Source organism: Rossellomorea sp. RS05, from assembly GCF_039822645.1.
In the GTDB taxonomy this organism is placed as follows: Bacteria; Bacillota; Bacilli; order Bacillales; family Bacillaceae_B; genus Rossellomorea; species Rossellomorea marisflavi_B.
This window is the reverse complement of the sequence record NZ_JBDKWY010000004.1, coordinates 13,580-33,257: the sequence shown is the minus strand read 5'-3', so window position 1 is coordinate 33,257 and position 19,678 is coordinate 13,580. Positions and strand designations below refer to the sequence as shown.

21 protein-coding genes are annotated in these 19,678 nt (G+C 51.0%); 4 read left to right on the top strand and 17 right to left on the bottom strand.

The features are described from left to right. Window positions 1–39: 39 nt before the first annotated feature. Window positions 40–588 carry a hypothetical protein gene (locus ABJ225_RS11940; RefSeq protein ID WP_218245200.1) on the top strand — a complete coding sequence of 183 codons (549 nt, stop codon included), beginning with the start codon at window positions 40–42 and terminating at the stop codon, window positions 586–588. Here ABJ225_RS11940 and ABJ225_RS11935 read toward each other — a convergent pair. After that, window positions 551–1,024, bottom strand: a complete 474-nt coding sequence (locus tag ABJ225_RS11935; RefSeq protein WP_218245199.1) for a GNAT family N-acetyltransferase — start codon at window positions 1,022–1,024, stop codon at window positions 551–553. The genes ABJ225_RS11940 and ABJ225_RS11935 overlap by 38 nt on opposite strands. 72 nt (window positions 1,025–1,096) lie before the next feature. Then, entirely contained in the window at window positions 1,097–1,279 is a 183-nt protein-coding gene (locus ABJ225_RS11930) for an SE1561 family protein (protein WP_056533160.1), read from the bottom strand. 114 nt (window positions 1,280–1,393) lie between these two features. Here ABJ225_RS11930 and yfkAB point away from each other — a divergent pair, with 114 nt between their 5' ends. Further along, entirely contained in the window at window positions 1,394–2,521 is a 1,128-nt protein-coding gene (gene yfkAB, locus ABJ225_RS11925) for a radical SAM/CxCxxxxC motif protein YfkAB (RefSeq protein WP_218245198.1), read from the top strand. 34 nt (window positions 2,522–2,555) lie between these two features. Here the strand turns inward: yfkAB and ABJ225_RS11920 are convergent, their stop codons facing one another. Then, window positions 2,556–3,035, bottom strand: coding sequence for a GNAT family N-acetyltransferase (locus ABJ225_RS11920; RefSeq protein WP_347320339.1), 480 nt, complete (start codon window positions 3,033–3,035; stop codon window positions 2,556–2,558). A 108-nt stretch (window positions 3,036–3,143) separates the two neighbouring features. Here ABJ225_RS11920 and ABJ225_RS11915 point away from each other — a divergent pair, with 108 nt between their 5' ends. Continuing rightward, the gene (locus ABJ225_RS11915) at window positions 3,144–3,725 is read left to right on the top strand and encodes a cupin domain-containing protein (protein WP_218245196.1); all 582 of its coding nucleotides are present in this window, start codon (window positions 3,144–3,146) and stop codon (window positions 3,723–3,725) included. Window positions 3,726–3,764: 39 nt separating this feature from the next. Here ABJ225_RS11915 and ABJ225_RS11910 read toward each other — a convergent pair whose 3' ends face one another. From ABJ225_RS11910 to ABJ225_RS11895, 4 genes are all read right to left on the bottom strand, one after another. Next, window positions 3,765–3,929, bottom strand: coding sequence for a hypothetical protein (locus ABJ225_RS11910; RefSeq protein WP_159645252.1), 165 nt, complete (start codon window positions 3,927–3,929; stop codon window positions 3,765–3,767). Between the two features lie 105 nt (window positions 3,930–4,034). Beyond that, entirely contained in the window at window positions 4,035–4,859 is an 825-nt protein-coding gene (locus ABJ225_RS11905) for a YfkD famly protein (protein ID WP_347320337.1), read from the bottom strand. Between the two features lie 129 nt (window positions 4,860–4,988). Beyond that, window positions 4,989–6,044, bottom strand: a complete 1,056-nt coding sequence (gene cax / locus ABJ225_RS11900; protein WP_048006876.1) for a calcium/proton exchanger — start codon at window positions 6,042–6,044, stop codon at window positions 4,989–4,991. Between the two features lie 243 nt (window positions 6,045–6,287). Further along, a complete protein-coding gene (locus ABJ225_RS11895) occupies window positions 6,288–6,620 on the bottom strand; it encodes a hypothetical protein (protein WP_347320335.1) in 333 nt (110 codons plus the stop codon). 383 nt (window positions 6,621–7,003) lie between these two features. On the opposite strand from ABJ225_RS11895, the gene ABJ225_RS11890 reads away from it, so the two are divergent. Then, window positions 7,004–7,177, top strand: a complete 174-nt coding sequence (locus ABJ225_RS11890; RefSeq protein WP_347320333.1) for a hypothetical protein — start codon at window positions 7,004–7,006, stop codon at window positions 7,175–7,177. 490 nt (window positions 7,178–7,667) lie between these two features. On the opposite strand, the gene ABJ225_RS11885 is transcribed toward ABJ225_RS11890, so the two are convergent. From ABJ225_RS11885 to ABJ225_RS11840, 10 genes are read right to left on the bottom strand one after another with little or no spacing between them, the layout of a single operon-like run. After that, window positions 7,668–8,402, bottom strand: a complete 735-nt coding sequence (locus ABJ225_RS11885) for an ABC transporter permease (RefSeq protein ID WP_048006874.1) — start codon at window positions 8,400–8,402, stop codon at window positions 7,668–7,670. Next, window positions 8,395–9,126, bottom strand: coding sequence for an ABC transporter ATP-binding protein (locus ABJ225_RS11880; protein WP_056533146.1), 732 nt, complete (start codon window positions 9,124–9,126; stop codon window positions 8,395–8,397). Before ABJ225_RS11880 ends, ABJ225_RS11885 begins: the two co-directional genes overlap by 8 nt. Before the next feature lie 2 nt (window positions 9,127–9,128). After that, window positions 9,129–10,079, bottom strand: a complete 951-nt coding sequence (locus tag ABJ225_RS11875; RefSeq protein WP_347320330.1) for a hypothetical protein — start codon at window positions 10,077–10,079, stop codon at window positions 9,129–9,131. Window positions 10,080–10,081: 2 nt separating this feature from the next. Beyond that, window positions 10,082–10,849, bottom strand: coding sequence for a SagB family peptide dehydrogenase (locus ABJ225_RS11870; protein WP_347320328.1), 768 nt, complete (start codon window positions 10,847–10,849; stop codon window positions 10,082–10,084). Next, a complete protein-coding gene (locus ABJ225_RS11865) occupies window positions 10,846–11,745 on the bottom strand; it encodes a thiopeptide-type bacteriocin biosynthesis protein (RefSeq protein WP_347320326.1) in 900 nt (299 codons plus the stop codon). The genes ABJ225_RS11870 and ABJ225_RS11865 overlap by 4 nt, the downstream gene beginning before the upstream one ends. Beyond that, on the bottom strand, window positions 11,697–12,911 hold the full coding sequence (locus ABJ225_RS11860; RefSeq protein WP_056533134.1) for a hypothetical protein: 1,215 nt from the start codon (window positions 12,909–12,911) through the stop codon (window positions 11,697–11,699). The genes ABJ225_RS11865 and ABJ225_RS11860 overlap by 49 nt, the downstream gene beginning before the upstream one ends. Next, window positions 12,887–14,512: a YcaO-like family protein gene (locus tag ABJ225_RS11855; RefSeq protein ID WP_347320324.1), complete on the bottom strand. Its 1,626-nt coding sequence runs from the start codon at window positions 14,510–14,512 to the stop codon at window positions 12,887–12,889. The genes ABJ225_RS11860 and ABJ225_RS11855 overlap by 25 nt, the downstream gene beginning before the upstream one ends. Then, window positions 14,509–16,002 carry a hypothetical protein gene (locus tag ABJ225_RS11850; protein WP_347320322.1) on the bottom strand — a complete coding sequence of 498 codons (1,494 nt, stop codon included), beginning with the start codon at window positions 16,000–16,002 and terminating at the stop codon, window positions 14,509–14,511. The genes ABJ225_RS11855 and ABJ225_RS11850 overlap by 4 nt, the downstream gene beginning before the upstream one ends. Beyond that, window positions 15,992–17,083, bottom strand: a complete 1,092-nt coding sequence (locus ABJ225_RS11845; protein ID WP_318340685.1) for a hypothetical protein — start codon at window positions 17,081–17,083, stop codon at window positions 15,992–15,994. The genes ABJ225_RS11850 and ABJ225_RS11845 overlap by 11 nt, the downstream gene beginning before the upstream one ends. After that, a complete protein-coding gene (locus tag ABJ225_RS11840; protein WP_347320320.1) occupies window positions 17,067–19,511 on the bottom strand; it encodes a lantibiotic dehydratase in 2,445 nt (814 codons plus the stop codon). The genes ABJ225_RS11845 and ABJ225_RS11840 overlap by 17 nt, the downstream gene beginning before the upstream one ends. Window positions 19,512–19,678 lie beyond the last annotated feature (167 nt).

Below are 19,678 nucleotides of genomic sequence, written 5' to 3'. Positions count from 1 at the left end.
CCCCCGATTCGCCCACAATGCCTATAAGAGGTGAACCAAATGAACTCAACCATTGAAAAAACGGTGCAATCAACCCACGAAGCAGAATACAGCCAGTGGCTCCATCATGACCTTTTCAGTGCCCATTGGTGGGCGATCCTCATCATCAGCCTGCTATTTCTAGCGGTTTTTTCCATTCTGATTGACAGGCAGCGATTCCTGTTCATCCTGCTGGTCTTCTTCATCAGTTTCTTCGTGATCGGGAGTTTGGATGAGATCGGCAAATTCTTTGGATTGTGGGCTTATCCCCATCAGCTCCTAGTCTTCACCCATCGATTCAATACCGTCGATTTCGCAATCCTACCCGTCATGGTGACGCTTATTTACCAATACTTCAGCAAATGGACCTATTACCTGTACGCCCATACGATCCACTCGGCCATCGTTGCCTTCATCGGCATTCCGCTCTTCATCAAGTTTCACCTGTACCACATGATCCACTGGAATATGTTTTATGGGTTCCTGACGTTATACGCAACCGGTCTCCTCATCAAATATGTGTGCGATGCGATCAGGAAGAAACAGAAGAAGTCCGGGATGGACCTGTAAGGATTTTTTCGAAATAGAACCGGCTTTCGTTCTCCCCGGTGATGATAAACCCGCTCCTCTTATAAAATCCGACTGCATCCTCCCATGCCCGGTTCGTCTCAAGGACCAGTTTCACCGCCTTGAGGCTTTTTGCCGTGTCTTCGAGATGACGCAGCATGGTGCGTCCCAATCCCTTACTGCGCATATCGGCACGGACCGACATACGGACGATTTCGTACGTTGAAGCACCATGCTTTTTCACCGCTCCTGTGCATACGATTCCCTTTTCATCCGTACCGACAAAGAAATGGTTTTCTACTCCATCGTAGTGTCTCGTAATGTCCTTCATATCGGGATTCAAGGTATCATCGATCCATCCGAACCGTTCCCTGAAGCCTTCTAAGACTAGCGTCTTTGCTTCTTCACATTCTTTTGGTTTAATAAGGGAAATGTCCATGGCGATACCTCCAAGGTTTTATGCATATTTTACCATTAATGGCATATAAAAAAAGAGCCCTCACCAGGACTCTCACTCACTTTTCTTGAATTGCTCGACCTTCGTTTCGATATCATCGATCATTTCGATGAGACGGTCGATATCGTCTATGTCAGCCTGCTCGGGATCGATGGAGTCGAGGACGTCCACGAAAAGGTTCAGGCGCTGTTTCAGATACGTTACTTGTGATTCATTGTCTTGAATGGCTTTTCCCAAAGGTATTCTCTCCTTTCAGTACCTTCCTATGGTAACGAATATCTTTCGGATTGACAAGGGCCGAACGTTTCTCAATAATGAATGAGTACCCATTTATTAAAGGAGCTTTTAATCATGAAGACAGAAACCGCTTCAAAGGGCATGACGATTGATCATGATCCTTGGGAAGCCTACCTTGACGTCGATGAACACGGGGATATGACCCTGTCAAACATCGAATTCACGACGACGACCCTCTGCAATATGAGATGCGCACACTGCGCCGTCGGTTATACCCTTTCGCCAAAAGACCCGAGCGCCCTTCCGATCGAGATGATCCTGGGAAGACTCGACGAGATCAAGACACTCCGTTCCCTTAGTATTACCGGCGGGGAGCCGATGATGTCCAAGAAATCCGTGGAGAATTATGTTCTACCACTCTTGAAATACGCCCACGAGCGAGGCGTGAAGACGCAAATCAACTCGAACCTTACCCTCGACCTGGATCGATACTTGATGATCGCCCCGTATCTTGATGTGCTCCATATTTCCCACAACTGGGGAACGACGGATGAATTCATCGATGTCGGGTTTGCCAATATGGAACGGAAACCTACAAGGGAGCAGCGCCAAAAGCTGTTCGACCGTATGATCGAGAACAGCCGCGACCTTTCAGAACATGGAGTTCTCGTCTCTGCGGAAACCATGCTCAACAAAAGCACCCTGCCGTATCTTGAGAAAATCCACCGTCAAGTGGTGGATGAAATGAAGTGCGGGAGGCACGAGATTCACCCTATGTACCCATCAGACTATGCCTCCAGCCTTGAATCATTGACCCTGAAAGAAACCGCCGATGCCATCCGCGATATCCTCTCATTCCGCGACGAGAATGTATGGATGCTCTTCGGGACACTGCCATTTTATCCGTGCAGTTCTTCAGATGAAGACCTTGAACTCCTTCAGACACTGTACAAAAGCAAAAATGTGAGCGTGCGTAATGATCCGGACGGCCGTTCACGCCTGAATGTGAATATTTTCACTGGTGATGTGATCGTCACCGACTTCGGTGATACGCCACCTCTTGGGAATATCAAGACCGATACCCTTCCCGAGGTTTACGACCGCTGGAAAGGGCAGCCGCTTGCTAAAGAGCTGAACTGCCATTGTCCTGCAGCACGCTGCCTGGGACCGAATGTTCTTGTAAAATCTATGTACTACAAAGACGTGGACTTCTCGACCCGGGAAGCCAGGATCACACGTTAATGAGAAAGGGGCTTATGGCTCCTTTCTCTTTTTTTCATCTGATGGAGAGTGCAAAAATGAACTGCTCTCCGATTTCCCCTATCTTCCTCCGCCCCGTATCACGGTAGCCGGTCTGCCTGTATAAAGTTTGAGCCGGAATATTTCTATGATTCACGGCCAACACGATTTCATTGCAGGATTCAAACTCCAGTCTGACCCATTCCTTCACGATCTGCATGGCTTTTTTGGCATATCCTTTTCCCTGCTGTCTGTGATCGATCGACAACGCGGTCAGGAGCATGGCATGTGGATTGTCCGTGTACTCCTTCACCCTGTCTGTGGAATGCAGCAGAAAAAATCCCACCGGCGTCTCTTCCGCAAGGATCACCACCCGATACTGCCCTTCCGCTTCTTCCCACACCTGTTCAGGCAGAGCGGTGAACTTCACCTGCTCAGGCGGCAATTGAAATTCTTTCAAATACTCGGCGTGCTTTTCCTCAAATAAACTCACCACTACTTCTTCGATCGGTGTCATATGTCATCCCTCCTCCTCTTCATCGTACCAAAAACGCTTACCATATGCCCAGGCACCAAATCACGACCCGCCCATATCCTATATCATCATGAAAAGAAGGTGATGTGTATGACGAAATATATGGATTATACTGCTGACTCCGCTCAGTTCAGCTTCGATCTGAACAAAAGCCCCCTCTTCAAACTCAATGGCCAAAACCTGATCAATGTCCTGGGCGTCCAGCATCTGAACACCCTTGAAAACTCGTCCCTTCTTGATATCTTTCTCAGCAAGGGATTCTATGTGGAGCCACACTATCATCAGAATGCATCCGAGCTTGTGTACTGCATATCCGGTGAAGCCAGGGTCACCATCCTGAATCCGTTCACCCGGCAGCTGATCAATGAGGTCATCACCCCGGGTATGGTAGCCAATGTCCCTCAAGGCTGGTGGCATTATGAAGAGGCCCTGAGGGATGAGACGCATCTTCTGGCCATCTTTGATGCCCCGACCCCTGAAGTCATCCTTGGATCCGATATCCTTGCCCTCACTCCTGCGAATGTGGTGGCGGAGACATATTGTATCAACGAGAAGATGTGGAAAGATGTCACGGCGCCGATCCATACGGGTACATACATCGGCCCTGCCTGCAAGGCGGAGCGACCGGTGTCCCCGTCCTATTACCAGCCTGCCCCGATCCGCTACGTATAAAAAATAAAAAGCACTGCGGAATCGGATTCCGTAGTGCTTTCATTGTCGTCGATCCCTTGGAACAAGTTCTTCCAGTTGTGGATCGATCTGATGATAGTCTTTGCTTTTAACCTGCGCTGCATAGTTTCTCGCCTTGCGTGCTTCATACCAGAAACGGGCGCTGACGATCACAACGAGTGCCAGGCTGAAGATCATGAGATACATCGGGCTCACCTCCTTTATTTCAGAATATTCTAATTATTGTATCATACTGACCAAAAGAAAAAAAGGGGGAATCTTTTTATTACCCGATTCCCCCTTCCTATAAACTTATCTTGGTGTTTCAGTGGCCATGAAGCCGAAATGGACATGATCCTGAATTGGAATCCAAGCGCCGACTCCCTGTGAGGTCACGTTCTTGACGACGATAGAACGCTTCGTGCCTTTCATGACAAGGTAAACTTCTCCGTAAGTGACCTTCCCTTTTTCATTGATGGCCGGTGCATACGCATATAGATACCCCATGCGCCTCGGGGAGATATTATACACCTGATCTTTCTTCGTACCCGCTCCGACAATTGTCTGGAAAGCAAGAGGAAGAGCGGATTTTTCTGTTGCTTTGATCAGCATCATCTTCTGGACGTCTTCTGCATGTGGAACCTTGGCTGTCAGGCCGCCTTTGACGGCTTTTTGAGATTCCTGAACATAATGGATCTGATGATTCGCCGTCCCCCCGCGATTATCGAAATAGTTTGTATTGATCTTCTGGAACTCCCAGTTCGGCGATGTTTCAGTTGATGAATAATTCAGCGGCCATTCCCCAAGATAAATCGTTGCGCGGAGACCGATCGTCGGTGCCGAGTTGATCGTCGACTCATTCAGGATCTTGATGAGGTTCGGATTCTCGATATCCACATTGGATGTCTCAATCAGCTTCTGCGCCCACTCACTCGGCTGAAGATAGGGCTGATCCTGAGTGGAATTGGGATACGTATTCTCTTTCGTGATGGTCAGGACGGAATTGGGCACCTTGACCTCGGAGCGGGAAGGCGCTGCAGGTGCAGGCTGCTTCTTCGGCTCCTTTTCTGCGTGAAGGACTGCCGTCCCGGTTATGAAGAAAAGAAGGATGATCGTAATGATGCGAATGGCTTTCATATCGTGGTGACTCCTTTCAACTCTCTGTTTGCCATTAGCTTTTCCTCCCCTTGGCACCTTATCCACCTTCCCATCATGAAAGAATCTGGAAACAACAAAACCGGCCGTGATCACCACGACCGGTCTCCCCTATAGCAGATAAAACCCGATGCCCATGATGACATAGGCTGCCAGGAGCGTCGCCCCCTCGAACCAATTCGTCTCTCCGTCATTGGAGATAACGATGGTCACAAGGACCGCCGACACCATGGCCACGAGCTCTGGTATCGTGAATACAAGAGGCATGTTCGTCTGGAAGAACAGTGAAACCAGCACCAGGACCGGTGCCACGAACATCGCCACCTGAAGCGTAGAACCGACGGCGATCTCAACTGCCACATCCATCTTGTTCTTGAACGCCATGATGATAGCGGATGCATGCTCGGCGGCATTCCCGACAATGGCCACGATGATGACCCCGATGAACAGCTCACTCCATCCGAAGGTACGGCCCACTTCCTCGAATGTATGGACGAGTCGCTCCGACACATACGCGACAGCCACCGTGGACAAGAGAAGAATCAGGATTGCCTTTCCCTTGCTCCATTCCGCCTCTTCCTCCTCATGAGCCTTGGCACTTTCATTCTGTTGATACACACCGCGATGGGTCACCAGTTTGAAGAACAGGGCACAGAGGTAAAGGGCGATGAGGATGATGGAGATTCCTATACTGAGCGTCATGGTCTTGGACTCGTTCATTTCCATGGAGAAGATCTCAGGAATGACAAATGCCACGATTACGGCAAACATCAAAAGCCCTGAATTATGCCGGGCATCAAACACATTGAACTTCTGACGCTTATACTTCACGCCCCCGATAAAAAACGAAAGACCCGCGACAAGAAGCAGGTTCCCTAGCACAGATCCCGTTAAGGACGCCAGGACCACTCCGATCAGACCTGCCTTCAAGGCAAAGATCGAAATGATCAATTCCACTGCATTCCCGAAGGTCGCGTTCAATAGCCCACCGATCCGTGGACCGGACACCACGGCCAAACTCTCCGTTGCCCTTCCCATGAATGCAGCCAGGGAAATGATCGTCAAACAATAGATCACAAACATCAGAACACTCGACCAGTGCAACAGCGACCCCGCCACCGAAAGCGGAACCCCCACAAACACCAGGCCAGCAAATACCTTATTCATACCTGTTTCCTTCTTTCCGAATAAAAATATGATTCCACTTGCTTCTATTAAAGTTTATCTTGTTCAAACAACGGCTAATTATCCTACTCCCCTTCCTTACAAGCAATGCCCTTTGTGAAGGTTTTATTCCCTCCTGTCATGAAAATCAATCCTCTTGTGTCCACGTGCTCACGAAATTAAACGGGTCATGTGGTCCTTTGGTTGAGATGGAGATAGAGAAAATACGTGGACCGTTCCTTTCCGCTACAGGCGCTTGCTTTCCGCGGGGAGGAAGTCGAGCCTCCTCAGCTGCGCTTCCGGGGTCTCGATCTTTCCTCTATTCCCGTCGGAGTCAAACGCCTTCCGCTTCAATGCACTCTTGGATGTAGACAAGCGTGAGTGTTCATCAAGATCACCATGCCCTTCTTGTAAAGCATGGATTATCCATTGGAATGGAGATAGAGAAAATACGTGGACCGTTCCTTTCCGCTGCAGGCGCTTGCTTTCCGCGGGGAGGAAGTCGAGCCTCCTCAGCTGCGCTTCCGGGGTCTCGAGCTTTCCTCTATTCCTGTCGGAGTCAAGCGCCTTCCGCTTCAATGCACTCTTTGGTGTTATGAAGCATGCAAACTTGATAATGGGTGGGGTACGTTCATTAAAGAAGAAAATCTAAGTAGGGAATCCAAGAATACCGTCTGTCCAAGATGTCTATTTTCATCTGAGGTATGTGCTGTCTCTCGTGCCAAAAACGTTGCGATGTGAATCTTCCATCCCACCCTCCTAATCATCCAAGAGTGCCTTGCAGCGGAGGCGGATCGACTCCGTCGGTTAGGCGGGCGGGGGAGACCCCGCAGGCACGAGGAGGCTCCACCCATCGCCCCGCGGAAAGCGACCAGCCGCAGCGAAAAGGCACGGTCTTCATTCTCCCTTAACCCTTCATAAAAACAGATCGGGATGCGGATCCACCTATCTATGACGAGATGATGGGAACCGAATCCCCTTCAATCATCCATGAGTGCCTTGCAGCGGAGGCAGGTCGACTCCTGCGGAAATGGCGGGCAGATGACACCCTGCAGGCGCAGCCGAAGCGGCTCATCGCACGCCCCGCGGAAAGCGACCCGCCGCAGCGAAAAGGCACGGTCTTCATTCTCCCTTAACCCTTCATAAAAATAAATCGGGATGCGGATCCACCTATCTTTGACCGGATGATGGGAACCGGACCCCCTTCAATCATCCAAGAGTGCCTTGCAGTGGAGGCAGGTCGACTCCTGCGGTTAGGCGGGTGGGGGAGACCCCGCAGGCACGAGGAGGCTCCACCGCACGCCCCGCGGAAAGCGACCCGCCGCAGCGAAAAGGCACGGTCTTCATTCTCCCTTAACCCTCCATAAAAAAGATCGAGATGCGGATCCACCTATATATGACGAGTTGATCGGAACCGAATTCCCTTTATCATCCAAGAGTGCCTTGCAGCGGAGGCGGGTCGACTCCTGCGGTTAGGCGGGCGGGGGAGACCCCGCAGGCACGAGGAGGCTCCACCGCACGCCCCGCGGAAAGCGACCTGCCGCAGCGGAAAGGCACGGACCCATCACCAAAAAGAACCCGATAAAACAAAAAAAGCCGCCACCCATCAGGAATGACGACCACACCTCAATACTCCTTCGACCTCGACTTCACGAAAATCAATCCCAAACACAAGAACACAATAAACACCAGATACAACACATTCACCATCTCCACACCCGACCAGTGCCATACCCCGAGCAAAATCTCCTTCATATGATAAAACGGATTAATATCTACAAAAAACTTCAAATACCCAGGAAGCTGATCCGTCGGGAACATCAACCCCGAGCCGAACAGCACATACTGGAACATGATGATCGTATACGGAAGCACCTGACGCGAGTTCTTGAACAGATTATGCGTCGACAAACTGAACAACAGCGTAATCCCAATCACGATCACAAACGTCAACAGGAACACGATCATATGATCCGTGATGGTCGTCTTGAACACGAATACCCCGATTGCGAGGATTTGGGCAAACCCGAGAAGCGAGAGCAGCACACCGCGTATGACGTACGTGAAAATGATCTGATAGATGCTGATGGACGAAAGCACCAGCCGCTTATGGATCCCCCGCTCCTTCTCCGTTACATACTGCAGACCGATATTGAAGAATAGGACGAGGAATGAAATGAGTAATCCATAGATCGGGATATACGGTCCGAAGTTTTCAGCCCCGCCGATCGTATTACTGAAGATCTTCATGAAGACGAAAAAGAAGATGCCCGGCAGTATCATGATGGGAAGGGCGAAGAAAGGCTCCCGGAAGAAGACAAGGAAATCATACTTACTAAGTTTGATCAGCGATTTATTCATTGGCCGCCTTCCTTTCTTTGATCACGTTGAAATAGGCTTCTTTGAAGTATAGGGTGCCGTGCTTATGCTTCAGCTCCCTCGGATTTCCCCGTTCTGCGATCATGCCCTTATTCAGGATGATCACTTCATCGGCGTACATATCCACTTCTTCAAGGGAATGAGTGGACAAGATGATGGTGGCTCCCTGCTCCTTGGCAACGGAGATATTCGTCCACAAATCGTTCGTTGCTTCCGGATCGAGACCGGTCGTCGGTTCGTCCAGGAAGAGGATCTTCGGTGAGTTCAGGAACGCACACGCGAGGAGGATCCGTTTTTTCCACCCGCCAGACAGCTTCTCGAACTTCACGTTCAGATGGGATTCGAGTGAGAAGATCTCGATGACGTGGCGGACACGCTTTTCATTGATGTTATGGAAGGAAGCAAACAGGTCGAGGATCTCGGCAATCTTGAGATAAGCGTACATCCCGCCTTCCTGGAAGACCACTCCGATATTCGAGCGGATCTTGGACAGATTCGCTGCTTTGGACAGGTCCATGCCGATGAGCTCTACTTCTCCTGAGTTCCACGGCTTCAAGGTCATGAGGATTTCTAGGAGGGTCGTCTTTCCAACCCCGTTCGGTCCCATTACGGCCAGGATTTTATTTTCCTCCACCTTGAAGGAGATATTGTTCAAGATCGTTTTCGAACCATAGGCTTTATTGAGGTTATTCACATTGAGGATCATGGTTACCAACCACCTTCTATGTCGATTAATTTGGAATTGAAGCTATCGTTATCAAATGCAAAGGCACCGTTGATGGGAAGCTGGACATCTTCTGCCAAGTGTTTGAGCGTATCTTCATGAATGAAATAAAGGATCCGCTGGATGAGACCCGATTGGATCATGGACTGGGGAACGGTAGGAAGGGCAGGCGTCCCACCATGGATCTTCCTGAATTCCGTGTATCCATAGCTTTCTTCTTTCAGCACCAATGGTCCGACGGTGAATTCATCGGTGTAGCATCCGTAGTGCACGGCGATCGATGAAGCGATCTGGCCCAGAGCCCTGTCTGCATCAATCAGATTCAGTTCAAGAAGCCGGTTATCGATGATCCAGACGCCCTCCTGGTCCTCCGGAGTGACCCATTGGACCCTCTCCCCGTAAAGCTCTTCAACCGAACTGGACCCGTGCATGGTCAAGAGCTTTTGAAGCTGGATATCCTCCCGTTCACTCAGAGAGGGCTCCACGATCGAGACGCTCATCCCCAGTGATGACAGGGTCCGGCTGAGGGTAAGGCTGGTTTCACTGATTCCCCAGAGGATGAAGGTTTTCTTCCCTTCAGGTCCCAGGTAAGTTTCATAAAGCGATTCCGGACGGATTGACCTCCCGAACTCATACTGTATGTAATCCTCTTTCAAAGCGGGACTTGTGAACCCCGCTAGGTCGAACAATCGCGGATGTGTCTGCAGCAGCTTCATGGCAAGCTTTCCTTCAATGCATCCACTCAAGCTTTGAAGGGAGACGAAATGCCTCAGGACCACTTCAAAATCCAGTTGGACCTTTTCGAATTGAGGACCGAGATTGAATTTGAGGATGATCTTTTCTTCCTTTTTATCAAGAACGATGACCTCACGCCGGTCCCTCGGATTGGATAGGATCATATAGTCGTCTTTCAACCTGATCACTTGATTCTCCATCGTCATCCTCCTAGTAGCGTATACAGCACCATCTTGTCGTCCGTGAGCTGCAGCATATTTTTGATTTCTCCTTCATGGAACCCTCCCAGCGGCACGGACGAGAGACCGAGGCTGGTACACGTGAGAAGGAAATTTTGTGCCATGTGGCCGGCTTCGAGAAGCATGATTCTGTATGAGAGATCCATGTACTTTACCGATAGATCACGATCATTGCCCACCAGTACGACGACGCACTGGGCTTCCTTCAATGAGAAGAATCCGACGTCCGTGGAAGCGCTCAGCAGGGGAAGCTTCGCCAGATCGAGATCCTCCATTTCCACGAGCGTCCCTTCATTCACATTGAGCTTGTACACCTTTTCCTCGAGAAGCCCCGATGCCACGGAACGGGTGGTCGGAAGCAGGTAGATTTCCAGGGAATAGAACTGGCCGCCGGAAGGGTAGGTGCGCTTTCTTTCCAAAGGCTCGCTGATACCGAAGCTGAACAGCAGGAGCTCCTTCAGTTCTTCTTCTGTTACATCCCTTTCGCCGAAATTCCATGATGTCCTCCTGTTTTTCATCACATCGGCAAAGGTTTTTCCTCCTGCCTGATCAAATCGTCCCGGGTCCATATGCCATTTGACACGCTTTCCATTCGAATCAAGGTCCCGGACTTCGTATTCCCGCCTTGGCGCCTTCCTCATCTGCATGAGCGGGGCATGACTTGACGACCGATGGTAATTCCGGTATCGCTGTGTTGTATCCCTTTCACTGAATGTAAAATCCCACTTCACTTCGCAACCGCTCCTTCTTTCTCACTTCCCGCGATCAACGCCACGGTGCTCTCCAGATTCGGCGGCAGACCGATCCGATTGTTATACATGTGGATGTGCGAAAAGATCAAATACGGGAGAAGATGCCGCTTTCCCTTTCCGTTGATCCCCTCGACGATCCGGCTGATCCTATCCAGCTCCAGAGAACCACTCTGCCCTCCCATGGCCCGCTGCTTCCAGTACAGGGTGCGGAACCGCTCCCTCTGTACGGGATCGATGCTTCCTTGATCGAATCGGGACCAGAAGGCGTTGTACCGACGGATGAGCTCATGTCCCTCTTCCTCTGTCAAAGCCCTGAGCATGTCGAGGAAAAAGTCGCAGGCCAGGAGCAGCCGCTTAGGTATCGCAGGACCAGCGACCCCTTCCAAATGCTTGAGAGCCAGCAGGCTGCTTTGATGAAAGATAGCTTCCGATTCTGCCATCACCTCTTCACCACCATACCGCTCAAGCTCCGGTTCGTAGGGGATCTCCTTTATCGACCCATCTTCCACCCAGTAGAGCTCCGCATCATCCGGCGCCGTGCCATCAAAGAGTTGACGGCTGTAGAAGGCTTCCCTCTCCAGTGTAAAAGGGGGCTGGTAGTCCCGGAAAAATGCACGGCACCGGTGCTTCAGCTCGCTGATCACATCGTTTGCATGCTCCGATTGGAAACGGAAACGGATATGGGGACCACCTTGCCAGTACCGGATAAAAAAGAAGGAAGAGACGTGCGTATCATCCACGATCCCACGCACCACCTGCTGAAGGAATCGATCATGCTCACTCATGTCATGGATGAAAATATGATAAGAATGCCAGTTCACTAGATTCACCTCCATGATTGCCGGGTAGCGGAAGTTCCGGATCCGAATAGGCATCCATATAGCTTCGACTCCCCTGTTTGCTTCAAGTATGCGTCATTGATATTTTTGAACGGACGGGTAAAGCGCCCTTCCCCGGAAAAGGCAGCAGACATCTCCTGCACGCACATACCGGCGAGGACATGGGCGTAGATGAATGAAGCCAACTCACCGTTTCGGACGGATAAGATGATGGCAAGAGGCAGGCGATCCAGGTTCATCGTCCGTTTCCCTTCATGAAAAAGATCATTCAGACTCTCGAACCCTCCCATTCTCTTCGGTCCGCCAGATTCCATTCGATAGACCCCTTTCTCCATACCATCAACCGACTGAACAAAGAATGTCATCGAAAGCGCCTCATAGCGTCCGGCTATCTCGAGCAGTCTGGCAAACGTCCTCCCTTCCATCACAGAGGGGCGGGCGAACAGACCCAGCCTTCCGTTGAAGGATGTCCGGGCGCCCCTTGCCCTCCCTTCCATGGTTCCGGGAAGTGTCGGGATGGAGGGGGTGACCGACGCCGCTCGGGACATCCATCGCTCCATTCCAAGAAAATGAAGCTCTTGAACGAAGTCATCTTGGATGCCGACCCCGTCTTCACCGATATCGTCCCATCCGGATTCGATGGAAACCGGCAACTCCCCTTCATAGAATTCGATGAGGTCTCCTTTACGGAACGGGGCGAGGGGATGCATTTCATTATGGTTCCTGAAGGTAAATCGCCCCCTTTTCACTGATGGATATAGGTCGGCAAGTATGTGGCCGCACTCCATCAGGGCCAGTGGGAATCCAAACTCACCATATACCCCGCATACCCTGAACAGGTCGATGCAAAGGGAGAACCGATTCTCCCTTCCGCCACGTCCAACGAAGGCGAAACGGTCCCGGCCTGCATCGTAGACGTAACGGTTTCCACCAGCAGAGAAAACCGGGACGAACGGATGGATACCCCTTGGAGAAGGAACGGATTTACTAAAAGGATATGGACTTAGGGGGTCGTAAGAAGCATAAGCAAACGTCCTCCTGATCCACTCCGCGACTTCTGCCGGTACGTTCACCCCGTCCCGATATTCCAAGACTGTAGTTGGCGGCATCCTTCTCATCGAATAGGCATACCGGTTGCGTTCGTATCGCTCCTCCGTAAAATAAGGAAAAGGATCGACTACGGGAAGGGGTGGGGTTCGCATCCTACCTCCACCTCTCCTTCACTCCATGCTTCCAATCGTTCCATATTCAGCCTCTCGTTCTGCTTCCCGAATGTCATGGGCTGCAGAGTCGGGATGAACACTTTCACCACCGAAAGCCCCATCTCATCGATGAGTTCATTCCCCATGTCGGTGAAATACACCCGGGGATGGTGCTCCATTACCTTCTCGACGATTCCTTTAAATGAGAACGGGAAACGCGGAGCCATCTCCTCCACACGGATGCGCTCAAGATCGGCCATCCGATTGAAGAGATAGTCGAATGCACCGCTGTTCTCCCTGAAGGCATAGTAGTTCACGTGATCCTCCATGTGGGTGACGTTTTCCGGGCTGCCGATCAGGTGGGAGAGGCCCGGCTTTTCAGCTCGGAGCTTCTCTTCATACACGATGACCGAGGTACCCGCTTCCACAAGGGCCGCGAAAATCGCTGCTTCGGGATCGAAGTGTGAGCCTGCGGCATTGTAGAGATGAAGCTGCCCATCTGCATCGGTATTACGGAGCAGGACCCATACGGCTGGGACCTCTGTCTCGAGGGTGATGTCGAATAAGTATGTCTCGTATCCGAGCTGATCAAGCGTACGGAGGATCCCTTTCACATGGGTATTCGCCAGGCTTTCCTGATCAATGATTCGTGGAAGGCGCTTCGTATACCAGTGGACGAGGAAGCAATCCCGCTCCACCGCCTCGAGGATCGCATACACCAACGCCTCTTCCACACTCCCGCCAAGGGCAGTCCCATTGGACGTCTCGTATAGGAAGCGGGTTTCACCCCTCAGAAGCTGATTATCAAAGTACATCATCTGCTCCGGTATCAAGAATGCCTCTCCCGTCCCTACTTCCCGGCAGCTCGTCCAGTGGAGCTTGCGGTCGGGATCTAGGGGGCTCCGCAGAATGTAACGCCCGGGCGGCACCACCTTTTTATTATGTGCCACAAGCTCTTCATAAGAGGCAACGATGGGTGCCTTGAATCTCGGGACCATGCTTGAATAGCGTTCAAGGAGCTCAAGGATGGCCGCATTCCTTGATTCCGCGATCCCCGTCGTTCGCCCATATGAATAGAACGTCCGATCATGGATGACCGCTTCGATGGCGTACATGGGGATGATATTCGATTCTGCATCGCGGAAGAGTGCTCTTCCGACTCCTGTGTCGGCATCAATCAGTTCATCTTCATACCGTTTCAGAAGCTGTGAGATCTCTTTTCCTGATTTCACCCTGAAATGGGGTTCGTCTGTCAGATGAAGCCCCGTTTTCCGCTCTTCTTCCCATTCCACCCCACACTCTGGACAGAACGGATTCTTGCGGAATTTCTTCCAAGTCACCGACCACGACCGCTTATCGATGACGAGGACGCGATTGATGAATGAATGAAAATCCACTCCATCGAGGTCGATCCCATCATCGCCTTCCCCCGCTCCGACCATCTCATGGTCAAGGATCGAAGCAAGGTCACTTCCGTTCGATCTGAGGTAGGAGATGAAACAGGTAAAGCAGGCGTGTCCACGTTCCTTTTTCCATGGACCTACGAAAAGATGGCTGCTCCGGACCACGATGGGAAGTCCGGTGTCAGTTGTGACCGTCATCCCGCATCCCCCCTTTCAAACTTCCCGACATAAAGCCCCGCGTCTTCCACATCCCCTTGGTAGATCCAAGCCGATTCCGTAATCGGGATATCCGAAAGCTCACGGGTCAGCTCTGTATGGATATGGGATGGGGGCTTCTGTTCTAGGGGGAAAGGGATCGTTCTGACCACAGCATCCAGCGTCCCTTCACAAACTTCAAGACCATTGAGCAGATGACCGGTCACCCATGCAAGCGCCCGGCTCAGTTCCCTGCCAAGCTCGATTTCCGCCGTACCTTTGTAGAGCACCCGGCGGTCTTGGTCGACCAGGTATAAGACGAAGACATCTTCTCGGAACAGTGTCTCGAGGATGACCGCAATCTCATTGATCGAGTCCGTCTGTGCCAAGATTGAACCGATGCGCTCTTCATATCGTGCCGGCAACGCAGCAAGTTCGACGAATTCCCCTGTCTTACCGAGGAAAGGGATCATCCCCCTGATATAAAATCGCTCCTTTGAGTAGTCTGCTACCCACCCACTGTCATCGATGCTGCCCAGATACCCTTCGATTCCCCTTGTCAGGGCGTGAATGGCCGCATCTTTATACTCATAGTCGATGCTTCGATGCGTAAAGTCCTGGAACCGGATTTCATACGGAGCCACATGGAGGTGAACGGGGAATTCCGGGTCTCCCTCATTGATGGACACATCCAGGGAATGAAAGCTCGTCCACCGCCCTTCAAGCTTCTGGATGAAGGAAAGGTCGGGATCCGCGTCCAGGAACGTCCTCTCATACAGCGGGAGGGTCGAGGTGACATCTTCTTTCCCTATAACGGCAGACTCACCGGTGTCATACAGCACGGTCACGAGCTTCTTGCGACGGGGATCCACGATATGCTTGACCCATTCCGCCAGTGCCCTTACACCTGCAACCCGTTTTCCCAGTTCCAAGGGACCCCCGCTCCGCTCTCTCTGTACGAGACCCTTAGCTAGTTGAAGATCACGTTCATTCTCATGGATGAAGAAAGCATGATGACCATTGTCATGAAGAATGACAAAATCCCCGGGGTCTGCAAGACCGATTCCATCGATCCAGCGTATGGTCCGTTTTTCCCCTTCGCCTGTCTGCAGATCGTTTTCGTTGAGTAGCCCCAAAATGGATGGTGGCGCATCGATCACATCGACCGGGGTCGAGACGATCTTATCCCACACCGTCCTGTAGTCATCATAGGTGTTCTCCACGTAACGAAGAAGGAAAGGCTCATTGTCGTGCAAGGGTTGATCAAGGAGCCCCTGGTGGAGACAGAACTTGAGCACCCTTTTATAGTCTGTGGACTTCCCGTCCAGATCTGCGGAGGAACCACCGTTGAACTCCCCCAGGATCCCAAGGAACTCTTCATACAGCCCCTTTTCCATCCTCACCTTCTGAAGCGTGTCATTCTTCTGGATATGAAGCACATCTGAACTCTCATCAAATGACGGGAAGAAATTCGTTCTCGTTTTAAGGAACAAAGGACTCTCCCCTTTCTTTGAGGATCTCGTCCCATGTGGTCCCGTTTTCCTCAAGGATGAACCGGCTCACGATATAGCAGGCCACGTTTTTCTCATTGAAGGAGACGCCGATCATATGGATGAACTTATAGACCACGTTGATCAAATACTTGAAGCGGGCATGCTCCTCGTGGTCGAGGAGCCCCTCGATATTCCTCGCCATCAGTTCATCATGGAATCCACTCCCGATCTCCCGGATGTTTTGATAAAGGAGCTCCCGCTGCTCCCGATGGGAATAATAGCCTTCCTCTTCGCCTGCCAGACCTTCAAGATTGGCCGTGATCAAGGAGTCGATGCTTCCGATCGTCACTCTCCAATCCATGCCGAATGCTTCTTCGTAGTCCTTTCCTGCAAAAAGCTCACGGGGGTTCAATACGTCGTACACCCGCTCGTAGGTGTTTATGTATGCCTGCTTTTTCTTCATGGATTCAGCAATGGCGAGGACCCCCTCGATATTGGATACATATACGAGAACCGCGTATTTTTCCTCGAAGCGCGAGTAAGGGAGCACATCCCTGAAGAAGCGTGCGGTATGGCTGATCTTCGCCGTCTGATCCATCCCTCTCCACTGTGACAGGTGGTGATTGATGAAGGATTGCATCTTGAATAGGGCTTCGGTATGGACCTTCAAGTGAAGGAATGAGTGGAACCTCTTCTTCACATAGGACTCCGGGATGGTGCCGGCTTCTACCTCTAGATGATTCAGATGGCTCACGTCGCGATGCTCGCGTCTCTCCATCCCTGCAACCACTGCCGTGTTCTTTTGATAGGCTGCCAGATTGCGAAGGATCTCCCCTTCGTCGATTTCTCCATGTTCCCTCATGCAGTGGGAACGGAAATGGGACTTTACGTCTTCCAGGTTCACATCCCCCTCCAGCACGATCCTATAGTTCGGCCCCCCGAACCAGTCACGCTCGGCATGGAAAGGGACACCGAGTTCCATGAAGTAAGGGATCACCCAGTCGACATACACCTTCGCCTTCTGCTCCTCACTCCCGAAGAAGAACAAGCGGATTTCCGTCAAATCATTCAGGCTTTTCATCCATGCTCACCTCCACCTGGTATTCTATGTTATGATTTTCGCCCCCGCCTGCCGGATAAAGCTCCTCCACAACCAATCTTGATTCTTCCTTCAGAAGCTTGACCCACTCTTTGAAAAACAAGGGGGATAATAGATTCATATACTGAGGTTTCATATCCGATCGATTCGATTTATCAAAGTCGTAGGTCTCTGCGTCCACAATGCGGCTCACGAAGAATTCAAGGGGCAACCCGAGCTCCTTGAAGCGGGTGACCGTCTTCCGGTAAAGATCGTACACCTCTTCCTCCTGCAGGAAGTGTGACGTATCAAGTAGCCATTTCTCCCTCATGATCACCAGATGTCCAAGATGGAGCCTTGGGATGTGATCGATCACAGGCCGGGTTTCCTCATGGATTTCCCAAAGTTTCACCAGACCGGGATCGAACCTCGGCGTCAGCCCCGTCGAAAGCATCCGGATGCTCGGGGGCATCATATAGTCGACAAGACTTCCGATATAGTCAATCTCAATCGAGCCATCCTCTCCGACAATCTCTATGAGCCCACTCTCTTCGTTGTAACGATAGTGAAGATCATTACTCCAGTGGGCCGTTTCATCGGCTGGATTCGTCTTGCTTCCCGGAATGAGGAGACGTTGGTTCAGGAACGTCTCATGCCGATTCGCGTTGAATCCGAATCCCTCGCGTATCTCAAGGACATCCGGGCACATCTGTGCGACATATTCCTTGAAACGGGAATCTCCATAGATCGACGGGCTGTATTGGAAATAGCGGGTGAACAGCTTCATATGACCCGCATACAGCTTGTTCAGAATATAGCCGTCCTCTGTTTTCTGGAAGAGTGCTGTAGATGAGAGATGTTCTTTGCTAAATCCGGTCCGCTCCATGAATGAATCGTACAGAGCTAGGATTTCATCTCCGATGAGTCGGCCGTCCCCATGCTTTGCTTTTTGGAAAAGGTCCCGGATCTCCCCCTTGATCTCCTCCATCACCTGTCCGCCAGGTGATTTCAAATCGGGTACACCCGCCAAAATATCGGTCCAATTCGTGAATTTCATCACTTCTTCCATATACAAGTCGCGCACTTCTTTTTTCCTGACGGCCATGGACTTACCTTTGTAGCGTTGGTGGAACCTATGGGCGAACTCATACTTGAACTGAAGCGGGATACTCGTCAGAATGGCAAGCTTCTGAATGATGCCGATCTCACGGATGAAGGATTCAGACAGTTCAAGATCGGTGCTAGCGGGTGCCAGATAGTCCTCATAGAATAGATTTTCTTTCGTGAACGTATAACCAAAGGATTCCTCGATCCTTGCAAGACGGCCCATAATCTTGGAATAGATCCCGAAGCGTTCCTTCCACCCTGATCGCCTATATTCATCCACCAGGCCGTCGATCGCTTCCATCGTCTCGACGACAAGCTTGATCTTATGGTGTTCAGGTAGGGAGCCGAGCTTCTTGTAAAAATCCCCGCGTACATCCTTTGCGTACTCATCGAGTTCAAAATCGGCATACAGAATCCCTTTCTTCAGAAGGCCATCAACAAAGAAGCGTTCCGCCTTCTCCTCTGAAGTGAAAGGCTCAAGGAGGGAGAGGACTTCTTCGTAAGCGATGGGACGATTGAAGTTGGAGAGGGCAGAGAAGATCGGATTGTCCTTCGCGATAAAATGGTTTTCGATGTTGTTAAAGATTTTCCCCCGGTTCAAGTCGATCCGGGAAGTGAAATCCACGATTCCATCTTCATGCCTACCGGAGTAGAGGTACGTAAGATAAGGGATGAAGGCGGGATCGTTGGCAATGAGCTGAAGGATTTTTTGCCATATGTAATAATTCAATTCAATCTGATATTGGGGTGCAGGAGCTTCTGGTTGGGGTGTGAATGATTTCAGGTCGATACTGGTGAATGAGCTGAACGGACTGGTTTTGAAGGTGGAACGGGAGGCGATCCGAAGCAGTGTGCTATCGATTTTTTTCACCTTTGATTTGTGCGTATCCGGCGGGGTGGACAGGAACTTATCGAGCTTGTGATGCATCTGATGATTCACCAAGGGCAGCGGATTCGTCACGACCGGCTTTTCTTTGAAGAGGGTCCACAGATGTTGACGGTGACTGGCCTCGGTTGCATGGAAAAGCGCTTCACCGGCAGCACGATCTTCTTCGATGAAGTCGCGTACCAGACGGTATTCCTCCAAGGCGTCCGTCACGGCTTCTTCCTCCTTGAGGCCTTTCCGATTGAAGACCTTCCGCTTCACATTCAGGAGGGAGGGATCTTTTGTTTCGTGAAAGTCGACTTCAAGTGCCGCCACCACTTCATCCTTCATGCGCTGGAACGACTCCAGGTGCAAATGGGATTCAGTGACAAAATCAACGAGTTCAGTGGAACGGAGTGGTGCGAAATCGCTGTAGGATAACGTGTTTTCTCTGATCAAGTACCACGGGAAGAGCATTTTGTATACCACACTCCATATGTATTTTCTGTAAATTCAAACTACTTGAATCGTAACAAACTATTGGGTGCCCTTCTATCGTTTCGGAATAAATTCCAACATTCAGGAGGTAAGTCCCGGTTTCAAACGACTTGATTTGGGGTAAAAGG

What these genes read in the sequence shown, in the direction of transcription:
- ABJ225_RS11845 (WP_318340685.1), bottom strand. Translation starts at nt 17,083, where the DNA reads ATGAAAAGCCTGAATGATTTGACGGAAATCCGCTTGTTCTTCTTCGGG.
- ABJ225_RS11910 (WP_159645252.1), bottom strand. Translation starts at nt 3,929, where the DNA reads ATGTATCTCATGATCTTCAGCCTGGCACTCGTTGTGATCGTCAGCGCC.
- ABJ225_RS11860 (WP_056533134.1), bottom strand. Translation starts at nt 12,911, where the DNA reads ATGCGAACCCCACCCCTTCCCGTAGTCGATCCTTTTCCTTATTTTACG.
- ABJ225_RS11890 (WP_347320333.1), top strand. Translation starts at nt 7,004, where the DNA reads ATGGGAACCGAATCCCCTTCAATCATCCATGAGTGCCTTGCAGCGGAG.
- ABJ225_RS11855 (WP_347320324.1), bottom strand. Translation starts at nt 14,512, where the DNA reads ATGACGGTCACAACTGACACCGGACTTCCCATCGTGGTCCGGAGCAGC.
- ABJ225_RS11905 (WP_347320337.1), bottom strand. Translation starts at nt 4,859, where the DNA reads ATGAAAGCCATTCGCATCATTACGATCATCCTTCTTTTCTTCATAACC.
- ABJ225_RS11865 (WP_347320326.1), bottom strand. Translation starts at nt 11,745, where the DNA reads ATGCCTATTCGGATCCGGAACTTCCGCTACCCGGCAATCATGGAGGTG.
- ABJ225_RS11935 (WP_218245199.1), bottom strand. Translation starts at nt 1,024, where the DNA reads ATGGACATTTCCCTTATTAAACCAAAAGAATGTGAAGAAGCAAAGACG.
- ABJ225_RS11885 (WP_048006874.1), bottom strand. Translation starts at nt 8,402, where the DNA reads ATGAATAAATCGCTGATCAAACTTAGTAAGTATGATTTCCTTGTCTTC.
- ABJ225_RS11880 (WP_056533146.1), bottom strand. Translation starts at nt 9,126, where the DNA reads ATGATCCTCAATGTGAATAACCTCAATAAAGCCTATGGTTCGAAAACG.
- cax (WP_048006876.1), bottom strand. Translation starts at nt 6,044, where the DNA reads ATGAATAAGGTATTTGCTGGCCTGGTGTTTGTGGGGGTTCCGCTTTCG.
- yfkAB (WP_218245198.1), top strand. Translation starts at nt 1,394, where the DNA reads ATGAAGACAGAAACCGCTTCAAAGGGCATGACGATTGATCATGATCCT.
- ABJ225_RS11920 (WP_347320339.1), bottom strand. Translation starts at nt 3,035, where the DNA reads ATGACACCGATCGAAGAAGTAGTGGTGAGTTTATTTGAGGAAAAGCAC.
- ABJ225_RS11915 (WP_218245196.1), top strand. Translation starts at nt 3,144, where the DNA reads ATGACGAAATATATGGATTATACTGCTGACTCCGCTCAGTTCAGCTTC.
- ABJ225_RS11940 (WP_218245200.1), top strand. Translation starts at nt 40, where the DNA reads ATGAACTCAACCATTGAAAAAACGGTGCAATCAACCCACGAAGCAGAA.
- ABJ225_RS11875 (WP_347320330.1), bottom strand. Translation starts at nt 10,079, where the DNA reads ATGGAGAATCAAGTGATCAGGTTGAAAGACGACTATATGATCCTATCC.